At 57.7% G+C, this 16499-nt stretch carries 17 protein-coding genes; 8 read left to right on the top strand and 9 right to left on the bottom strand.

Going from position 1 to position 16499, the window contains the following annotated elements:
* The first annotated feature begins 95 nt into the window (after window positions 1-95).
* Complete coding sequence (locus tag G5367_RS11590; RefSeq protein WP_005335826.1) at window positions 96-482, top strand: YgiW/YdeI family stress tolerance OB fold protein; 387 nt, start codon at window positions 96-98, stop codon at window positions 480-482.
* A gap of 85 nt (window positions 483-567) precedes the next feature.
* On the opposite strand, the gene mltC is transcribed toward G5367_RS11590, so the two are convergent.
* The 3 genes from mltC to mutY form a co-directional block, all read right to left on the bottom strand.
* Window positions 568-1671 carry a membrane-bound lytic murein transglycosylase MltC gene (mltC, locus tag G5367_RS11585; RefSeq protein ID WP_421244392.1) on the bottom strand — a complete coding sequence of 368 codons (1104 nt, stop codon included), beginning with the start codon at window positions 1669-1671 and terminating at the stop codon, window positions 568-570.
* Window positions 1672-1785: 114 nt separating this feature from the next.
* A complete protein-coding gene (locus G5367_RS11580) occupies window positions 1786-2058 on the bottom strand; it encodes an oxidative damage protection protein (RefSeq protein WP_005343152.1) in 273 nt (90 codons plus the stop codon).
* 8 nt (window positions 2059-2066) lie between these two features.
* Window positions 2067-3119, bottom strand: a complete 1053-nt coding sequence (mutY, locus tag G5367_RS11575) for an A/G-specific adenine glycosylase (RefSeq protein ID WP_421244393.1) — start codon at window positions 3117-3119, stop codon at window positions 2067-2069.
* 231 nt (window positions 3120-3350) lie between these two features.
* On the opposite strand from mutY, the gene G5367_RS11570 reads away from it, so the two are divergent.
* Window positions 3351-4589 (top strand): multifunctional CCA addition/repair protein, encoded by a 1239-nt coding sequence (locus tag G5367_RS11570; protein ID WP_421244394.1) that lies wholly within the window; start codon window positions 3351-3353, stop codon window positions 4587-4589.
* Between the two features lie 119 nt (window positions 4590-4708).
* On the opposite strand, the gene G5367_RS11565 is transcribed toward G5367_RS11570, so the two are convergent.
* A complete protein-coding gene (locus G5367_RS11565) occupies window positions 4709-6307 on the bottom strand; it encodes a BCCT family transporter (protein WP_216979519.1) in 1599 nt (532 codons plus the stop codon).
* Window positions 6308-6316: 9 nt separating this feature from the next.
* Window positions 6317-6844 (bottom strand): hypothetical protein, encoded by a 528-nt coding sequence (locus G5367_RS11560; protein ID WP_005335836.1) that lies wholly within the window; start codon window positions 6842-6844, stop codon window positions 6317-6319.
* Between the two features lie 163 nt (window positions 6845-7007).
* Here G5367_RS11560 and G5367_RS11555 point away from each other — a divergent pair, with 163 nt between their 5' ends.
* On the top strand, window positions 7008-7487 hold the full coding sequence (locus G5367_RS11555; protein WP_216952087.1) for a MarR family winged helix-turn-helix transcriptional regulator: 480 nt from the start codon (window positions 7008-7010) through the stop codon (window positions 7485-7487).
* Between the two features lie 71 nt (window positions 7488-7558).
* Here G5367_RS11555 and G5367_RS11550 read toward each other — a convergent pair whose 3' ends face one another.
* On the bottom strand, window positions 7559-8140 hold the full coding sequence (locus tag G5367_RS11550; protein WP_421244395.1) for a YjaG family protein: 582 nt from the start codon (window positions 8138-8140) through the stop codon (window positions 7559-7561).
* A gap of 162 nt (window positions 8141-8302) precedes the next feature.
* Here G5367_RS11550 and G5367_RS11545 point away from each other — a divergent pair, with 162 nt between their 5' ends.
* Window positions 8303-9247, top strand: coding sequence for a D-2-hydroxyacid dehydrogenase (locus G5367_RS11545; RefSeq protein ID WP_266135387.1), 945 nt, complete (start codon window positions 8303-8305; stop codon window positions 9245-9247).
* A gap of 73 nt (window positions 9248-9320) precedes the next feature.
* On the opposite strand, the gene mepM is transcribed toward G5367_RS11545, so the two are convergent.
* Window positions 9321-10658: a murein DD-endopeptidase MepM gene (mepM, locus tag G5367_RS11540; RefSeq protein WP_005343143.1), complete on the bottom strand. Its 1338-nt coding sequence runs from the start codon at window positions 10656-10658 to the stop codon at window positions 9321-9323.
* A 259-nt stretch (window positions 10659-10917) separates the two neighbouring features.
* Between mepM and G5367_RS11535 the strand changes: the two genes are divergently transcribed.
* Window positions 10918-12216 (top strand): LapD/MoxY N-terminal periplasmic domain-containing protein, encoded by a 1299-nt coding sequence (locus G5367_RS11535; protein WP_421244396.1) that lies wholly within the window; start codon window positions 10918-10920, stop codon window positions 12214-12216.
* Window positions 12213-13154 (top strand): TAXI family TRAP transporter solute-binding subunit, encoded by a 942-nt coding sequence (locus tag G5367_RS11530; RefSeq protein ID WP_421244397.1) that lies wholly within the window; start codon window positions 12213-12215, stop codon window positions 13152-13154. Before G5367_RS11535 ends, G5367_RS11530 begins: the two co-directional genes overlap by 4 nt.
* On the opposite strand, the gene G5367_RS11525 is transcribed toward G5367_RS11530, so the two are convergent.
* Entirely contained in the window at window positions 13149-13823 is a 675-nt protein-coding gene (locus G5367_RS11525; protein WP_042052461.1) for a transglutaminase-like cysteine peptidase, read from the bottom strand. The genes G5367_RS11530 and G5367_RS11525 overlap by 6 nt on opposite strands.
* A gap of 67 nt (window positions 13824-13890) precedes the next feature.
* Window positions 13891-14829: a zinc ABC transporter substrate-binding protein ZnuA gene (znuA, locus tag G5367_RS11520; protein ID WP_421244398.1), complete on the bottom strand. Its 939-nt coding sequence runs from the start codon at window positions 14827-14829 to the stop codon at window positions 13891-13893.
* A gap of 93 nt (window positions 14830-14922) precedes the next feature.
* On the opposite strand from znuA, the gene znuC reads away from it, so the two are divergent.
* A complete protein-coding gene (gene znuC, locus G5367_RS11515; RefSeq protein ID WP_042019414.1) occupies window positions 14923-15699 on the top strand; it encodes a zinc ABC transporter ATP-binding protein ZnuC in 777 nt (258 codons plus the stop codon).
* A gap of 20 nt (window positions 15700-15719) precedes the next feature.
* Window positions 15720-16499, top strand: a complete 780-nt coding sequence (gene znuB / locus G5367_RS11510; protein WP_236358704.1) for a zinc ABC transporter permease subunit ZnuB — start codon at window positions 15720-15722, stop codon at window positions 16497-16499.

Raw genomic sequence — 16499 nt, 5'->3', positions numbered from 1 at the left:
CTCACAAAACAAACAATCACACCAGCCTATTTCTTTCACGCTTGTTTCACATCCCCCCCGGCACAATGCCCCCATACCAACGACAGGAGTATGAAATGAACAAGGCAAGCGCAAGCGTAATCGGACTGTTGACCCTGATGTCTGTCTCCTCTTTTGCCATGGCGGCCTATACCGGCCCGCAAGAGCAGAACAAGGTTTCCGTTGCTCAACTGAAAGATCTGGCCGATGACAGCTGGGCCACCCTGGAAGGGAAACTGGTCAAGCACCTGGGCGGCGAGAACTATCTGTTCCGCGATGCCAGCGGTGAGGTGGAGGTCGAAGTGGATCAGGATGTGTGGCGTGGCACCGAAGTGGGCCCGGATGATCAGATCCGCATCCGTGGTGAAGTGGACCACAGCTGGAACAAGACTGAAGTGGAAGTGAAAACCCTGGAGAAAGTGGGCGCGGCCCCGCAGACCAAGGGCGGCTTTATCGCCAAATAAGGCCACTTCAACGACGAACTCGCCAGACGTTAAAAGGGCGCTTGATATCAAGCGCCCTTTTGCATGGTTAACCCAGCGTCACCGCTTAACCGGCCCGACTGGCAAAGGCTCTCTTGAACCCCTTCTCGGCCTGATTGACCTTGTAGAGATAGCGCCGTGCCTCTGCCTTGGGATGCTGTTCGGTCAGTACCTGATAGACCGCCTCGGGGGAGAGCTGGTTGATCATGCCGGGGGCCGCCTTGCGATCGCTGGAGAAGGTGTTGAGCACCCCGCCAGCACCGCCGTTATAGGCGGAGATCACCGCATAACGACGGGAGCGCGGGTCCTCGATATCCGCCAGATAGACGGTCTGCAACAGGTGCAGATAGGCTGTACCGACATCGATGTTGTAGGCCGGGTTGAACAGCTCCTCCCGGGTTGGCTGGCCGTTCTTGCCCTTGACCCGCACATAAACGTCACGACCAGCAGTGGCCGGAATCACCTGCATCAGGCCATAAGCGTTGGCATGGCTCACCGCATAGGGGTTGAAGCTGCTCTCGGTCTTGATCACCGCATAGATCAGGCTTTCAGAGACCCCGTATTTGCGGGAAGCTTCACGGATCAGGCTGGCATACTTGTAGCCCCGCCTGTCTTCGTGGTTGGCCACCATGGGAATATCGACGAAGAAGATGGTGCGAATCCCCAGTGTACGCTTCTTTATCGCAGTGTTGAGCAGATAGTCGGCGTAGCGCTCGGCACGCCAGGATGAACGAATAGGCTGGCGCTGATTGTCCAGCACCTGACCGTAGAGGAAAGGCTCGCCACCGGGCATGATTTCCCGATCGGAGTAAAGGTCCACTTCGGCTGGATCGTCCGGAGTAAGCAGGGTCTCGATAATGGCGCGACGCAGGTGAGCGCGCGGGTCGATGCCGGAGACAGTCTCGACCATGATATGGCCGCTGGAGAAGTCAATATGGGCCCGGCTCTTGTACTGATCCGTGTATTTGACGTAGTCAAACTTGCCCGCAAACAGCGCCTCTCGTCCCCATATCTCGTTCACATTATGGGAAAGCGCACTGATCATGTGTTCAAAACCGCGGATGTCCTTGCCGTTGACGAGATCGTCATCCTCACTCCCGCTGGGCTTGGGGGAGGATGAGCAGGCAGAGAGAAATAGCAGGGTGCACAGCAGCCAGAAAATTCGGCCCATAGGATCCTCAAACCGGGCGGCACTGCCGCCCATCATTCATATGCCGCGAGTAAACAAGGGGAGGCTAGCCACCTTTGGCCCACTCCCCGCTCACAGGTACTACAGTTCAATCGTTTACTGGCTGGGAGGGGTGTAACCTTCGATCTGCACTTCACCTGCATCAAACAGATAGCTGACCATCTCTTTTTCCAGCAGTTGGCGATGCTCAAGATTCATCATGTTGAGCTTTTTCTCGTTGATCAGCATCACCTGCTTCTTCTGCCACTCGGCCCAGGCTTCCTTGCTGATGTTGTCAAAAATCCGCTTGCCGAGCTCACCGGGATAGAGTTGGAAATCCAGACCCGGGCCCTCTTTTTTCAGGCGTTGGCAAAATACAGTACGGCTCATGTTGACCTCTATGGTTGTAACTCTGGATAGGCGAGCAGACGGGCCGTGGCGGCCGCCAGCCCCACCTCGGCAGGATGGCGTAAGTTATACCAGAGTCGGTTATCTGCTTCCATGAGCCGCAGCGGCTGCGCCTCATCAATGTCAATCAGCAACGGCTGGATATCGAGATGGAAGTGACTGAAGGTATGGCGAAACCCGGCCAGTTCACGATAACCGTGATGGCTCAGGCCAAGGGACGCCAGCAGACCCTCCACCTCCGCCAGCGAAGCCGCCTGCGGGAAGCAGTAGAGCCCGCCCCAGATCCCCTGTGGCGGCCGCTTCTCCAGCAGCAACTCATCGCCATGGCGGATCAGCAACATGATGCCATCCCGTGCCGTAATGCTCTTTTTCGGCTTGCTATTGGGGTAGGCGGTGGGCTTGCCTTGCGACAGCCCCTGGCAATCGGTCCGCACCGGACAGCGATCACAGGCAGGCTTGCTGCGGGTGCAGATCGTCGCTCCGATATCCATCATTGCCTGATTGTATTGCGCCACACCCAGCTTGGGAGTGAGCCGGATGGCGATCTCCCACAGCTCGTTCTCCACCTGTTTCTGGCCGGGCCAGCCCGGCAGCGCCAGCCAGCGGGTGAGCACCCGCTTCACGTTGCCATCAAGGATGGCGTGAGGCTGACCAAGAGAGAGCGACAACACGGCCCCGGCGGTTGAGCGACCAATGCCCGGCAGCGCCACCACCTCGTCAAAGCGCTCGGGAAAGAGGCCGTGGTGGTGATCGCGGATCTGCTGGGCCGCCTTGTGCAGATTGCGGGCCCGGGCATAGTAGCCAAGCCCGGTCCAGTGGTGCAGCACCTCGTCGACGGGGGCATCAGCCAGTGCCACCACATCGGGGAAGCGTGCCATAAAACGTTGGTAATAGGGGATCACGGTAGCGACCTGAGTCTGCTGCAGCATGATCTCTGAGACCCAGACCCGGTAAGGGGTCTTCTCCTGCTGCCAGGGCAGGGTTTTGCGGCCATGAAGCTGGTACCACTCCAGAACCCTGCTTGCGAAGGTTGATTGATTCACGTTGTTCTCATGTCGTTGATATATGGGGAACTCTGCGGTTCCTTCGGCTCATCTGGCCTGCGCGGGCATAAAGTCATCCGGCACGCCAGCTGTCTGGTGCGGCAGCGTAAGGCCTCGCCACGCCCAAGTCAAAGCCCTGCTGACTGGCGCTGTGGGCAGGTGGTGGTCAGGCAGCAAAGCGGTCACAAAGACGATATACTCGGCCCCACGATTGATGACGGGAGAGACGGTTTGCAGACTTATCTGGTTGGGGGCGCAGTGCGGGATCGCCTGCTGGGATTGCCGCAGGGCGACAGGGATCATCTGGTGGTCGGTGCCACCGTGGAGCAGATGCTGGCGCTGGGTTTTACCCAGGTCGGTCGCGACTTTCCGGTGTTTCTTCACCCCAAAACCCAGCAGGAGTATGCCCTCGCCCGTACCGAACGCAAACAGGGTCAGGGCTACACCGGCTTTGTATGCCACGCCGCCCCCGATGTGACGCTGGAACAGGATTTGCTGCGCCGGGATCTCACCATCAACGCCATCGCCGAGGATGATCAGGGCCAGCTCCATGATCCCTACGGCGGCATCAAGGATTTGGAAAAGCGGCTGCTGCGCCACGTCTCCCCCGCCTTTGCCGAAGATCCATTGCGCATCCTGCGGGTTGCCCGCTTCGCCGCCCGCTTCCACGCTCAGGGCTTTACCATAGCACCGGAAACCCTCGCCCTGATGAGCGAGATGACGGCCGCTGGCGAGCTGGCCCACCTCACGCCGGAGCGAGTCTGGAAGGAGCTGGAAAAGGTGCTGATGGGGCCAACCCCGCAGATCTTTATCGAGGTGCTGCGCAAGTGCGGCGCCCTCAAGGCGCTTTTCCCCGAAATCGATGCCTTGTTTGGCGTCCCCGCCCCGGCCAAGTGGCACCCGGAGATCGACACCGGCATCCACACCCTGATGGTGCTGGAGCAGGCGTGCCGGATCTCCCCCGAGCTGACCGTCCGCTTTGCCGCCCTCTGCCATGATCTCGGCAAGGGAGTGACCCCCAAGGAGTTCTGGCCCAGCCATCATGGTCACGGCCAAAAGGGGCTGCCGCTTATTCGCGCCCTGTGCGAACGGTTCCGGGTACCCAACGAGTGCCGGGATCTGGCGCTGCTGGTGAGCGATCTGCACACCCACATCCACATCGCCTTTGAGCTCAAGCCCGCCACCCTGCTCAAGGTGTTCGACAAGGCAGATGCCTGGCGTCGCCCCGAGCGCTTTGCCCAGCTGCTGGATGCCTGTCGCGCCGACTTCCACGGTCGTACCGGTTTCGAGGATCGGGTCTACGCCGAGCCGGACTACGTGGCCGAAGCGTTGGCTGCCGCCCAAGCGGTGCCGGTGAAAGAGATAGTGGCAGCCGGTTTCAAAGGGGAAGAGATCAAGGAGCAGCTCGCCAAAAAGCGGACCGATGCCATCAGCCGCATCAAGGATGAGTGGACCTTTATCGAAGAGTAACCTCGGCCCCATAACAGACGGCCGCCCTGATGATGAGCTCCGCAAGGAGAGCATCGCCAGGGCGGCCGTTTTGCATCCAGGTTTGCATAGGAAGGGGTGTCAGCCCCCTTCTGATGCCGTTATGCGGGACCAATTCGCTCCATCAGGCTCATATGGGATGAGCCATCGTGGCGCTTGAGGTTCTGACGATACTCGAACTGGCGCTGGCTCTCTTGCTTGAGCCCCAGTATCAGCGAATAGCACATGGCCAACATGATCACCGAGAACGGAAGCGCGGCTATAATGCTGGCCGCCTGCAAGGCTGCCAGGCCGCCGGAGACCAGCAGGATGGCCGCAACCAGCCCCTGCCCAAGACCCCATACTGCGCGGTGCAACACCGGCGGCTCCTGATCACCGATGGAGAGCAGAGTGGTGATGACCAGCGTGCCCGAGTCACTGGAGGTGATGAAGTAGGTGCAGATGAGCAGGGTCAGCACAGCCTTGGCGATCCAGCCGAAGGTATCCCAGTGCAGCAGTTCGACCGTCTTGTAAAGCGCCAGCGTCACATCCTGATTGACCGCAGCCACCACACCGCCACCACCAAACAGCTCCAGATTCATCGCCGTACCGCCAAACACGGTGAGCCAGAACATGCCGAGCAGCGAGGGCACCAGCAGCACGCCGAGCACAAACTCGCGGATAGTACGCCCCTTGGAGATGCGGGCGATAAACATGCCGACAAACGGCGCCCAGGCAATCCACCAGCCCCAGTAAAACGCCGTCCAGCTCGACTGCCAGGCCGAAGTGCCGTTGGCCTCGGTGTTGGTCCAGAAGCTCAGTTTGACGATGTTCTGCAGGTAATCACCAATGTTCTGCACATAGGCGTTGAGGATATAGGTGGTCGGCCCCAACACCAGAAAGAGCGCAAGCACGAATACGCTCAGCCAGATATTGAGCTCAGAGAGGATCTTCACCCCGCGCCCGACCCCGGAGACTGCGGACAGAGTGGCGATCAGGCTAATGCCACCAATCAGCCAAAGCTGGTTGGATTGCGATACGTCCATGCCGAACATCTGGTTGAGACCGGTATTCATCTGGGAGACCCCCAGACCGAGGGAGGTCGCCACCCCGAACACGGTACCGAACACAGCCAGCACATCGGCCGCATGGCCCCAGAAGCCGTAGATCCGCTCGCCAAGGATGGGATAAAGCACAGAGCGGATCGCCAGCGGCAACTTGCGGCGATAACTGAAGAAGGCCAGCGACAGGCCAACGATCACATAGATTGCCCAAGGGTGCAGACCCCAATGGAAGAAGGTGAGGCGCATAGCGATCTGGGCCGCTTCCGGGGTCATCCCTTCGGTAATGAATGGATTGCCCTGCAGATGGTTCATCGGCTCGGCAATGCTCCAGAACACCAGACCGATACCCATGCCCGCGCTAAAGAGCATGGAGAACCAGGCGAAGTAGCCGAACTCCGGTACCTGGTCGTCGTCACCCAGTCGGATGCTGCCAAAACGGCTGAACATCAGGTAGACAGCGAAGAACAGGAACAGGGCGACCACCAGAATGTAGTACCACTTGAACCCGGCAATAATCTGATCCTTGGCACCGACAAACCAGGCGGCTGCGGTATCGGGAACAAAAACGCCAAACAGTAAAAACAGGGTGATAACGGTGAGGGCCGTCATGGCCATGGTGGGGTTGAGGCCTTTCAATAGCCCTTTGCTTGCTCGCATCCAGCCTCCTTAGTCGTTGTTGAAAAAGTCTTCGCCCACATGATCACCGGCCCCGCCGATAGCGCGATAGACTAGCTTGCCAGCTGCTTGTTCGCGGTGATCCACCAGCGAAACCGAGGGCTGGCCATTCACGGCGTGACGCTTGCCGAGGAAGATGGCCATGGGGACGCCCAGATTGGAGATACCGCTGGTGATCCAGAGCCGGTTGAAGTCGTAAGAGCCACCGATGAACTCCAACTGGGCCAGGCCGGTATCTAGGCCGGTCAGATAGAAGTTCATGGCACTTTCGTCAGGAAAGAGGTGCACCAGCACATAGGCGTAGCGCAATTCGTTCACCAACTCCTTTAGGTTGAAAGTACCTGTCTCACTACAAGAGAGGGGTAACTCACCATCATAGTGGTGTACCTTGAGGTTGTTCGGGTCTTCATCATAGGCAGGCTGATAGCGCACAAAAGCCGAGGTATCCGGCAGTTCGTAGCGCACTCTGACCACACGTAACTCGGCCACCAGAGACTTGATATCCAGCTCGTCGTTCATCATCTCGCTCCTCAAATGTCAGGGTGAATTCCGTGAAATGCCTGACAACCTAACATAAAATTAATTAGAGCAAAAATGATTACAACAAAAACAATATTGACCTTGTAACGAATTAGGCGGAAAATTTTGCGCCTCTCCATAGCCCTCCAATGACGCACACCCCATGGAAAAACATGATGAAGTACTGGTCGCCCTGCGCCAGATTATTCGTGCCATCGACATGCACTCCAGGCGCCTGATCAAAGAAGCCGGGCTCACCTCCCCGCAACTCTTGCTGCTCAAAGGGATCGACGAACTGGGGCAGATCTCCATGCGCCAGCTGGCCGATCACACCAACATGAGCCAGGCCACCGCCACCACCATCATGGACCGATTGGAGAGCCGCCAACTGGTACAGCGAGTTCGCAGCAATACCGACAAGCGCAAGGTTCACGCGACACTGACTGACGCAGGCCGCGCCCTGCTGGCTCAGGCCCCTACCCCGCTGCAAGAGCGCTTCATCCAACGTTTTCAGGCGCTGGAAGCGTGGGAGCAGACCCTGCTGCTCTCCTCCCTGCAACGCATCTCCACCATGATGAATGCAGACGAAATCGACGCTGCCCCGGTGCTGAGCGTCAGACCCCTGACCGAAGAGCAAGCTTAAACAGCCACAGAATGACAGACATAAAAAAAGCTCCCGACCGGGAGCTTTTGTCTATCAGGCACCGGAGATAATTACTCTTCCAGGCTGATACCGATATTGGAGACACCATCCTGAGAGGCGAATGCTCTGATGGCCAGGATACGATCGCTGTCGCGCTCATGGGCAACCCGCTTGAGCAACTCGACCTGAAACTCCAGCTCGGCCTCCATGTACTCGTGCTCGTAGAGCTCCTCTTCTGTCAGAGCCCGCTCCTCCAGCAGCTCGATAAAACCGGCCACAGTGCCAACGGAGGCATGGCTGGCATCGTTGGCCTCTTCGCCAACCCGGCAGATCACCGAGTTGTAGGCGCAGCCCAGTGCCACACAGGCATCCAGCGCCGGATAGGCGCCGTAGGATTCAAACTTGCGGGGATCCGGAATATGGGCTTCGAACTCTTCGAGAATGGCTCCCAGATTGACACGTGAGCCCTTGACGGTCAGATAGTTCCACATCTGATCCAGCGCGTGCCGGAAGGCATCTGCATTGCCAAAACCGGAAGCCTGGCTGAACAGGGCATAGTTGGGGTACATGCGCTCTGCCAGCGCCAGGGTGTAGACGGTCTGTTGCCAAGGCTGTAGCTCGGCCAGTCGCTTATAAAACTTGTCACCAAACACTGAAGTCGGATCCTTTGCAAAATGTGGGGCAGATTGTAGCCCACGAGGGGCGTGGCGAAAACGAAAAAGCGCCCTGGTCGGCTATGTTGCGCTGGCAACTCGGGTAAGATGGGACGAGAGCGGCATCTTGTCGCGCCGCAAATTCTGATAAGGAACAAGAGTATGAGCCAACGTACCCTTCTTTTGCTCAGCCAGGATAATGCTCACTACGAACGTCTGCTCAAGGCGGCCAACCTCCCTCATCTGCGCATTCTGCGGGCCGACAACCCGAGCGATGCCGAACAACTTATCGGCGAGGCCCATATTCTGCTGGCAGAGCCAGCCCGCGCCAAGCCACTGCTGCCCAAAGCCAACAAGCTGAGCTGGTTCCAGTCCACCTATGCCGGGGTCGACGTGCTGCTCGATCCGGACAGTCGTCGCAACTATCAGCTCACCAACGTGCGCGGCATCTTCGGCCCGCTGATGAGCGAGTATGTCTTTGGTCATCTGCTCAGTCTGACACGCCAACTTCCTCTCTATCGGGAACAACAAAGACAACGACTCTGGCAGAGTCACCCCTATCAGGGGCTCAAAGGGAAAACCATGCTGATCCTGGGTACCGGCAGCATTGGCCAGCATATCGCCCACACCGGCAAACATTTTGGTATGAAGGTGCTGGGCATCAGCCGCAGTGGTCGGGAGCGTGCCGGGTTTGACCAGGTTTATCAGCTGCCTGCGCTCAACAAGATGCTGGCGCAGGCCGATGTCATCGTCAGCGTGCTGCCTGCCACCCGCGATACCCGTCATCTCTTCAATGCCGCCCGCTTCGAACACTGCAAACCGGGCGCCATCCTGTTCAACGTCGGTCGTGGCAGCGCTGTACACTCGGGCGATTTGCTCACCGCACTGCGTACCGGCAAGCTGGCAATGGCGGTGCTGGATGTATTCGAGCAGGAGCCGCTGCCCGCCGACAGTCCACTGTGGGGACAACCCAACCTAATCGTCACCCCCCACAACAGCGCCTACAGCTTTCCAGAGGATGTGGCCCAGATATTTGTACGCAACTACATTCGCTTTATCGATGGCCAGCCACTGGATGGCAAGATTGACTTCGACAAGGGTTACTGACCAGCACTACGCATGCAAAAAAGGCCCCGCCAGTCTGGCGGGGCCTTTTCATTTCAGCTAGTGGCTACAGCGATTAGCCGGCGGCCAGCTCCTTGCGGTAGCTCTTCACCTTGGCCAGGAACTGGCGACGCTCCTTGCCACTGAGCGGTTCAGCCATCGGCAGCTTGGCGGTCATGGCATTAACCGGACGGTTGTTGATCCGCAGTTCGTAATGCAAGTGAGCACCAGTCGAGCGACCGGTGTTGCCGGAAAGGCCGATCTTGTCGCCCATCTTCACCCGCTGACCGGTTTTGACCAGCAACTTGCTCAGGTGCAGATAACGGGTAGAGAGGGTTCGACCGTGCTTGATTACGATATAGGTACCCGCCAGCGGGTGGCTGGTCGCCTTCTGGACCACACCGTCACCCGTGGCCAGTACCGGGGTACCCACCGGAACGGCAAAGTCGGTCCCCTCGTGGGGACGGATAGCACCAGTCACAGGATGCTTGCGAGCGGGGTTGAAGTTTGAGCTGATCCGGTAACGACTGTGGGTCGGATAACGGCGGAAACCGCGCTCCAGGCTGTTGCCCTGACCATCGTAATAGTTGCCATCATCGGAGAGCCAGGCCGACACCGTCTTGCCCTGACTGATCATTTCCACACCCAGCAGCTGGCTGTTACCGGTGCTCTTGCCCTCGACCGTCTCCTGGCGTACCAACACCTTGAATTTATCGCCCTTTTTCAGATCCTGAGCAAAGTTCATCCGCCACTGGAACAGGTTGGCAATCTTCTGGATATGAGTGGCAGGAATGCCTGCATTGCGGGCACTGACATAGAAACTGCCGTTGATCACGCCATTGTAACGCTGCGGCTGCCACTCGACCTTCTCGTTGATCATGGAGGCAGTATAAGCATCGTCACTGCGCGACATCACCAGCGTCTGCTTGATGTTCAAGCGGATCTTGAGTTGTTGCAGAATGTTGTCCTGATCGATCAGCAGCTCTATGGTCTGGCCCGGTTTCAATCTGGCCAGATAGTTCTTGCTGTCCGCATCAAGTACTTTGTAGAGAGTAGTGGTAGAGAGTCCCAGATTGTTAAAAATGGCGGTCAGGTTCTCACCATTACGCACTCGGTAATCCTGCCACTGCGGTGCGGTATCAACAGGGATATCGTCCTCTGCCGCACTCTGATCAACCAGTTCGTGGTCGGGGATTTCGTTAAAATCAGTGTTGTTTTCGTTGGTTGCTGTACCGGCGGTATCAATGGGCAACTCAAGGCGAAGAGGCCGCTCCAGGATATCCCCCGGCGCTGGCAGCAATGCCACTGCTGACAGGGTCATGGCCGTCAGCATCAGCATGGCGTAAAAATGTTTGCGGGGAACCGGTGGTTCCCAATTGGCAGCCTGTGCTACCAAGGGACGGAGACGTTTCATCCGCTATCCTGTATTTAGATCCAAGAGAGAGTATTGCGATGTCAGTTGTGACAAAACCGTATAAAACTGTTTTTTGGACAAAACAAATTACAAATAGTTCATCACAATCTGCATGAACCTCACATTTTATGCATAACACGCCCTGATGGGCAGAAATGATCGCCTTTTTTAACTATTTTTTCCTATTTTTAAGAGCCGGGTCGGACTCGATTCGGCATTAAAAATTCAAATGTTGCGATAATTTTTCCATGGAGTGGATATGACGTTATCAAAACTGTTGCGCTGGATAATCCTTGTACTGTTCCTGATTGGTGCAGTTATGTTGTTCGTTCTTGAAGTCTCCACGGTCCGCCAGTCAATCCTTGATCAGATGTCGGCCAATCTGGAGACCGCCATCACAGCCCTTGGACTGGTACTTCAAGGCACCCTGCTCAATGATGATCAGGTGCTGGCCGAAACCATTGTCAATGCCATGTTTGACGGCGGCTTCGTCAGCTCGGTTATTCTGGTTGATCCGGATGGCCAATTGCTGTTTCAGAAGGTATTCCACTCTACCCAGCAAAATGTCCCTGGCTGGCTCCCTTCTGTTATCGGCATGCCACCCGTCAAAATTGAGCAAGAGTTGACAGATGGCTGGCGCATGCTGGGCACTCTGACCCTTGAGGGGCATAGCGGCTACGCCTATCAGCACCTGTGGAATGCCATCAGTCGCACCGGTCTGGCGCTGTTGGCGGGCCTCGTCGTATTTACCCTGATCATCTCCCTGGTGTGCAAACGCCTGCTGCAGCCCCTGGAGCAGATCAACCTGCAGCTGATCCGTATCCGCAAACACCAGTTCAACAGCACCCTGCCCACTCCCTGGTTGCAAGACCTCAAAGAAGTGGCACTTTCCATCAACCAATTGGTTTCCGAACGCAAACGGGATCTGCTGCAACAACGACTCAAAATCACCCAGCTGGGAAAACAGCTGCCACTGACGCCCCCACAGCCGCTGCAAGGAGTGAGCCCACTGCCGGAAGGCGGGCAACTGCAAAAATTTGTCTCCACACAAGGGGAGATCGCGCTCTATCAGCGTTTCTTGCCCAGTCAGCCCCTCGGTGCCGACAGCGCTCTCGCAACCATCCAGAGCGCCCTGCAACAGTGGCAGCACTCTCACATAGAGGGGATCTTGCTGCCCCTCTCCCTGCTCAATCACCCGCAATGGTCCGAGATCTTCCCCCTGCTAAGCCAGGGCCGCGGCAAAACACTGGATTGGCGCTGGGATGTGGTCACCTTTCCCGCCCACGGCCAAGCCATATTGGCTGCGTTGCAGGAACAGGGGTGTGAGCTCGCCTTCAGCGCCATTCCCCTCAATGCGGATACCTTCAATCAACTTGACCCGCTCAATCCCATTTTTATCAGCTGTCAGCTGACCGATGAGCCGCTCTACTGGAATCTGCTCTCCCAGACCATGCATGCCGCCGGTTATACCCTGCTGGCAGAATCGGGAGAGTGTCGCGACATCGACAAACTACGGACCTGGGGTATCGATGGTTATGCCAGGGAGGCGCAATCATGAAGAAGCTCGCTATGCTGTTGCCTCTGCTGTGGCAACCCTGCTTGATGGCTGAAACCGTCACTATCGCCACCGGGGGTGAGCAGGGGATTTATCACCAGATAACCAAAGAGTTTTGCCGTCTGGCCCATGAGGTCGATGAGCAACTTGCGTGCACACTGCAGAGCTCATCGGGTTCAATAGAAAACCTGAAGCTGCTGAAGAGTGGCGAGACCTCCTACGCCATGGTGCAGTCAGACTGGCTGTATCAGGCAAGCAAAGGCTTGGGCCCTTTTACCACCCAGCCGCAACCTGAGCTGCGCACCCTGTTTGCCACCCATGCCGAGCCCTTCACCATAGTGATTCGTGCCGATGGCGATATCACGTCACTGGAACAGCTCAAGCTCGCCCCCATCGACATGGGGTTGAAGAACTCGGGAACCCGCCAGACGGCGCTGGCTCTGTTCAACATCTTGGGAGCGAAAGAGCAGGAGCTCGATCTGAAGAGCATGGCCAACCTGCCGGATGCGCTCTGCAGCAAGCAGATCGACGCATTTGCATTGGTGATGGGGCATCCCAACCGGATTGTGCTCGACACCGCCAAACGTTGCGCGGTCAGTTTCCTCCCCGTCGATGGGGCCACCCGGGATCAGCTACTCAGAGGGGTCAAATATTACCAACGTAGTCAGGTGCCCGCTCGTATCTACCCCGGCAATCTGAAGGCAACTCCCACCTTTGCCATTGCCGCCACCCTGGTTACCAATGCCACCATGCCGGAAGAGTCTGTCTATCGTCTGACCAAGGCCATGCTGACCCAGCAGACCAAGTTCAATGAGCAGACTTATGGCTACGCCAATATGTTTCACCGGGCACGCAATAAAACCGGCCCGGTGCTGAGTATTGAACAGCATCCGGGCGCGGCGAAATATTTCGATGAGTTGAAGGCGGCGGGCAAGCTATAACTGACGACGAGGAGAGCGCAGTTGCTCGCTGGAGAAACGGGTCTTCATCGATGTCCACTGCGCCAACCGATCGGCACTCCCCGCCAGCGTCCCTTCCCGCCGTGACTTCATGATCCAGATGCTTTTGGCATCGAAACTGTAAACGGGAATGAGATCGGTACGCTTGCTGCCCGGCAGGATCCGGCTGTTGATGTTGTCGAGCACCAGTGGGTCAGCCTTGGGTGTCGGAAAATAGAGAGTCACCATGTGGAACTGGTTGTAACGCACCGCCTTGACGTAGGCCAGTCGCAGCTTCTTCTCATCCACCCCCAGCTCCATCAGGGTGTAGTACTTGGAGATGCTGTAATCCTCGCAATCCCCACCCCGGGCGCCGATGAACTCCAGCGGATTGGCCCAGTAATCCTCATCTCCCCACAGCTTGGGATCCTCGCTGTAGGTGAGATTGTTGAAGTAGTTGTTCACCAGCTCGATCTTCTGCTGGTCGGTTGTACCCGCTCTGGGGGTGAGCAAGCGAGAAAATGCCTCGGCCCGCTGGATGGCCCTGCCACCATACACTTCCTGCAGCTTGGCCCGCAGGTCCGGACTGGCAATATATTCGGAAAGGCGCGAAGCCTGCACACTGGCGCAACATAGCGCCAGTGTGCAGGCCGGGATCAACAACCATTTCATACCGGACACTCCATGTCAGATGCTGGAGGTCAGTATAGTCCGTCCGGATGAGAGACTCAGCCGCTAATCAGCGACATTGGGCAAATGCGTCTGCCAGTTGTTGCATGAATTGGGGATAACCATCCGGGCCAAGCGGCACCTGTTCACCCACCTCATCAAGCAACAGCACCTTGGCGCCAGTATTGCGAGCCACCGATTCGATCACTGCCGGTGAAAATTGCGGCTCGGCATAAATGCAGCTCGCCTGCTTCTCTTCCAGTGCCTTGCGGATATCCACCAGGGTCTTGGCGCCCGGGCGACGCTCAGGGCTCACGGTAAAGTGACCTTTTGAACTCATGCCGTAATGGCGCTCCCAGTATCCATACGCCTCGTGGAAGACAAAGTACCCCTTCTCATTCACTGCCTTCATCTGGCCGGCAATCACCTTGTCCTTGGCATCCACCTTGGCATCAAATGCCGCGAGGTTGGCGTCATAGCGAGCCTGATTGGCCGGATCCAGCTTGCCCAATTCACTTGCGATCGCCTTGGCAATCACCTTGGCCTGCGTCGGGCCAAGCCAGATATGGGGATCGACCCCTTCGTGATGATGTCCCTCATGCCCTTCATCATGATCATGGTTACCGTGCTCGTGGGCGGCATGATCGTGATCATCATGGTCATGGGAGTCATGACTATCCTGAATCGCGTAGTTGAACAGCGGCATTCCCTCAACCTGAGTCAGGGCCAAAGCATGGGAATGATTGGCCAGCGGCTTGGCCATAAACCCTTCCAGCTCGGGGCCAACCCACACCACCAGCCCAGCACTGTTGATGCTGCGAATATCGGACGGACGCAGGGAGAAATCGTGGGGAGAGGCACCGGTCGGCAGCAATACCTTGGGCTCGCTCACCCCGTCAGTGATCGCCGCGGCGATGAAGCCAAGGGGCTTGATGGTGGTCACTACCTCAATGGCACGAACAGGCAAACTCACCGCCAGCAGGGCAGTGAAAAGCGCAATAATTCTCATTGGTGAATCTCGTCAAGGGATGAGTATGTGATAATATAACAGCTGCTTTTTGTTATATTATAACTCTCACTGGCTGTAAACCCCGGAGTTGTCATGAGCCAACTGGTAGAGCTGAAAGAGGTCTCTCTCTCGTTTGATGGACGCTCTGTGCTCGACAAGGTCTCCTTTACCCTCAATAAAGGCAAAATCACCACGCTCGTCGGCCCCAACGGGGCGGGCAAGAGCACCCTGAGCAAGCTGGTGCTGGGCCTGCTCACGCCGGATTCAGGCAAGATAACCCGCAGCCGCGATCTGAGAGTCGGCTATGTGCCCCAGCGCCTCTATCTGGATCCCACCTTGCCGCTGACGGTGCGTCGCTTCCTGCAACTGGGCAAAAATAGCCGCCTCTCCATCGAGGAAGCTCTGGCCAGGGTGGGCGCAGAGGGATTGCTGGAAAACCGGATGCAAAAACTCTCCGGCGGCGAGATGCAGCGGGTGCTGCTGGCCCGCGCCCTGCTGGTCAAACCCGAACTGCTGGTGCTGGATGAACCGGTGCAGGGTGTGGATATCAACGGCCAGATCGAGCTCTACGCCCTGATCGGTCAGCTCGCCGCCGAATTCAATTGCGCCGTGCTGATGGTCTCCCACGATCTGCATCTGGTGATGGCCAGCACCCACGAGGTGATCTGCCTCAACCGCCACGTCTGCTGCCATGGCGAACCGGAGAGCGTGGCCCGCCATCCCGAATTTGCCCGCCTGTTCGGGCGACCGGAGCAGGAGGTGCTGGCGGTCTATACCCATCATCACCACTGCGACGGCGAACACCATCATCATGAACCGCAGGCCCCCGTCATCCGCCTGCCCTCTCGCAACAACGCTCACAGCAAATAGCGCAAGAACAGGACATTCAAGTGGACAGCTTTCTGTTATACGCCCTCGCAGCCGGTCTCGGCATCGCCCTGCTGGCCGGCCCCTTAGGCAGCTTCGTGGTATGGCGCAAGATGGCCTATTTTGGCGACACCCTTTCGCACGCCTGCCTGTTCGGCATAGCACTGGGCATTCTGCTGCAGGTCGATCTCACCCTGGCGGTAGTGGTCTGCTGCCTCGCCATGGCGATGCTGCTGGTGATCATGAGTCGCAACCAGCAGGTCGCGACCGATACCCTGCTCGGCATTCTGGCCCACAGCGCCCTGTCGCTCGGTCTGGTTACCTTGAGTTTTATGGATAATGTGCGGGTGGATCTGATGGCCTACCTGTTTGGCGACCTGCTCTCGGTACAACCGATGGATCTGCTCTGGATCTACGGCGGTGGCGCGCTGGTACTGCTCACCCTGTGGCGCTTGTGGGATCCACTGCTCTCCATGACCATCTCGGAAGAGCTGGCGCGGGTAGAAGGGATCCGGGTCGATATGTTGCGCTGCGTACTGATGCTGCTGATTGGGCTGGTGATCGCCGTGGCGATGAAGTTTGTTGGCGCGCTGATCATCACCTCCCTGCTGATCATCCCCGCCGCCACCGCCCGCCGTTTCAGCCAGACACCGGAGCAGATGGCTGGCTTTGCCGCGCTGATCGGCTGTCTCGCCGTGCTCGGCGGGCTGACCCTCTCCTGGTACCAGGACACCCCGGCTGGGCCTTCGGTCGTCGTCTGCGCCACCAGCCTGTTTGTACTGAGCCAGTTCAAGAGAGCGTAA

This window comes from Aeromonas sp. 604282, assembly GCF_049170575.1.
In the GTDB taxonomy this organism is placed as follows: Bacteria; Pseudomonadota; Gammaproteobacteria; order Enterobacterales; family Aeromonadaceae; genus Aeromonas; species Aeromonas veronii_A.
Note: the sequence above shows the minus strand (reverse complement) of the source record. Positions and strands in the feature narration are given on the sequence as shown.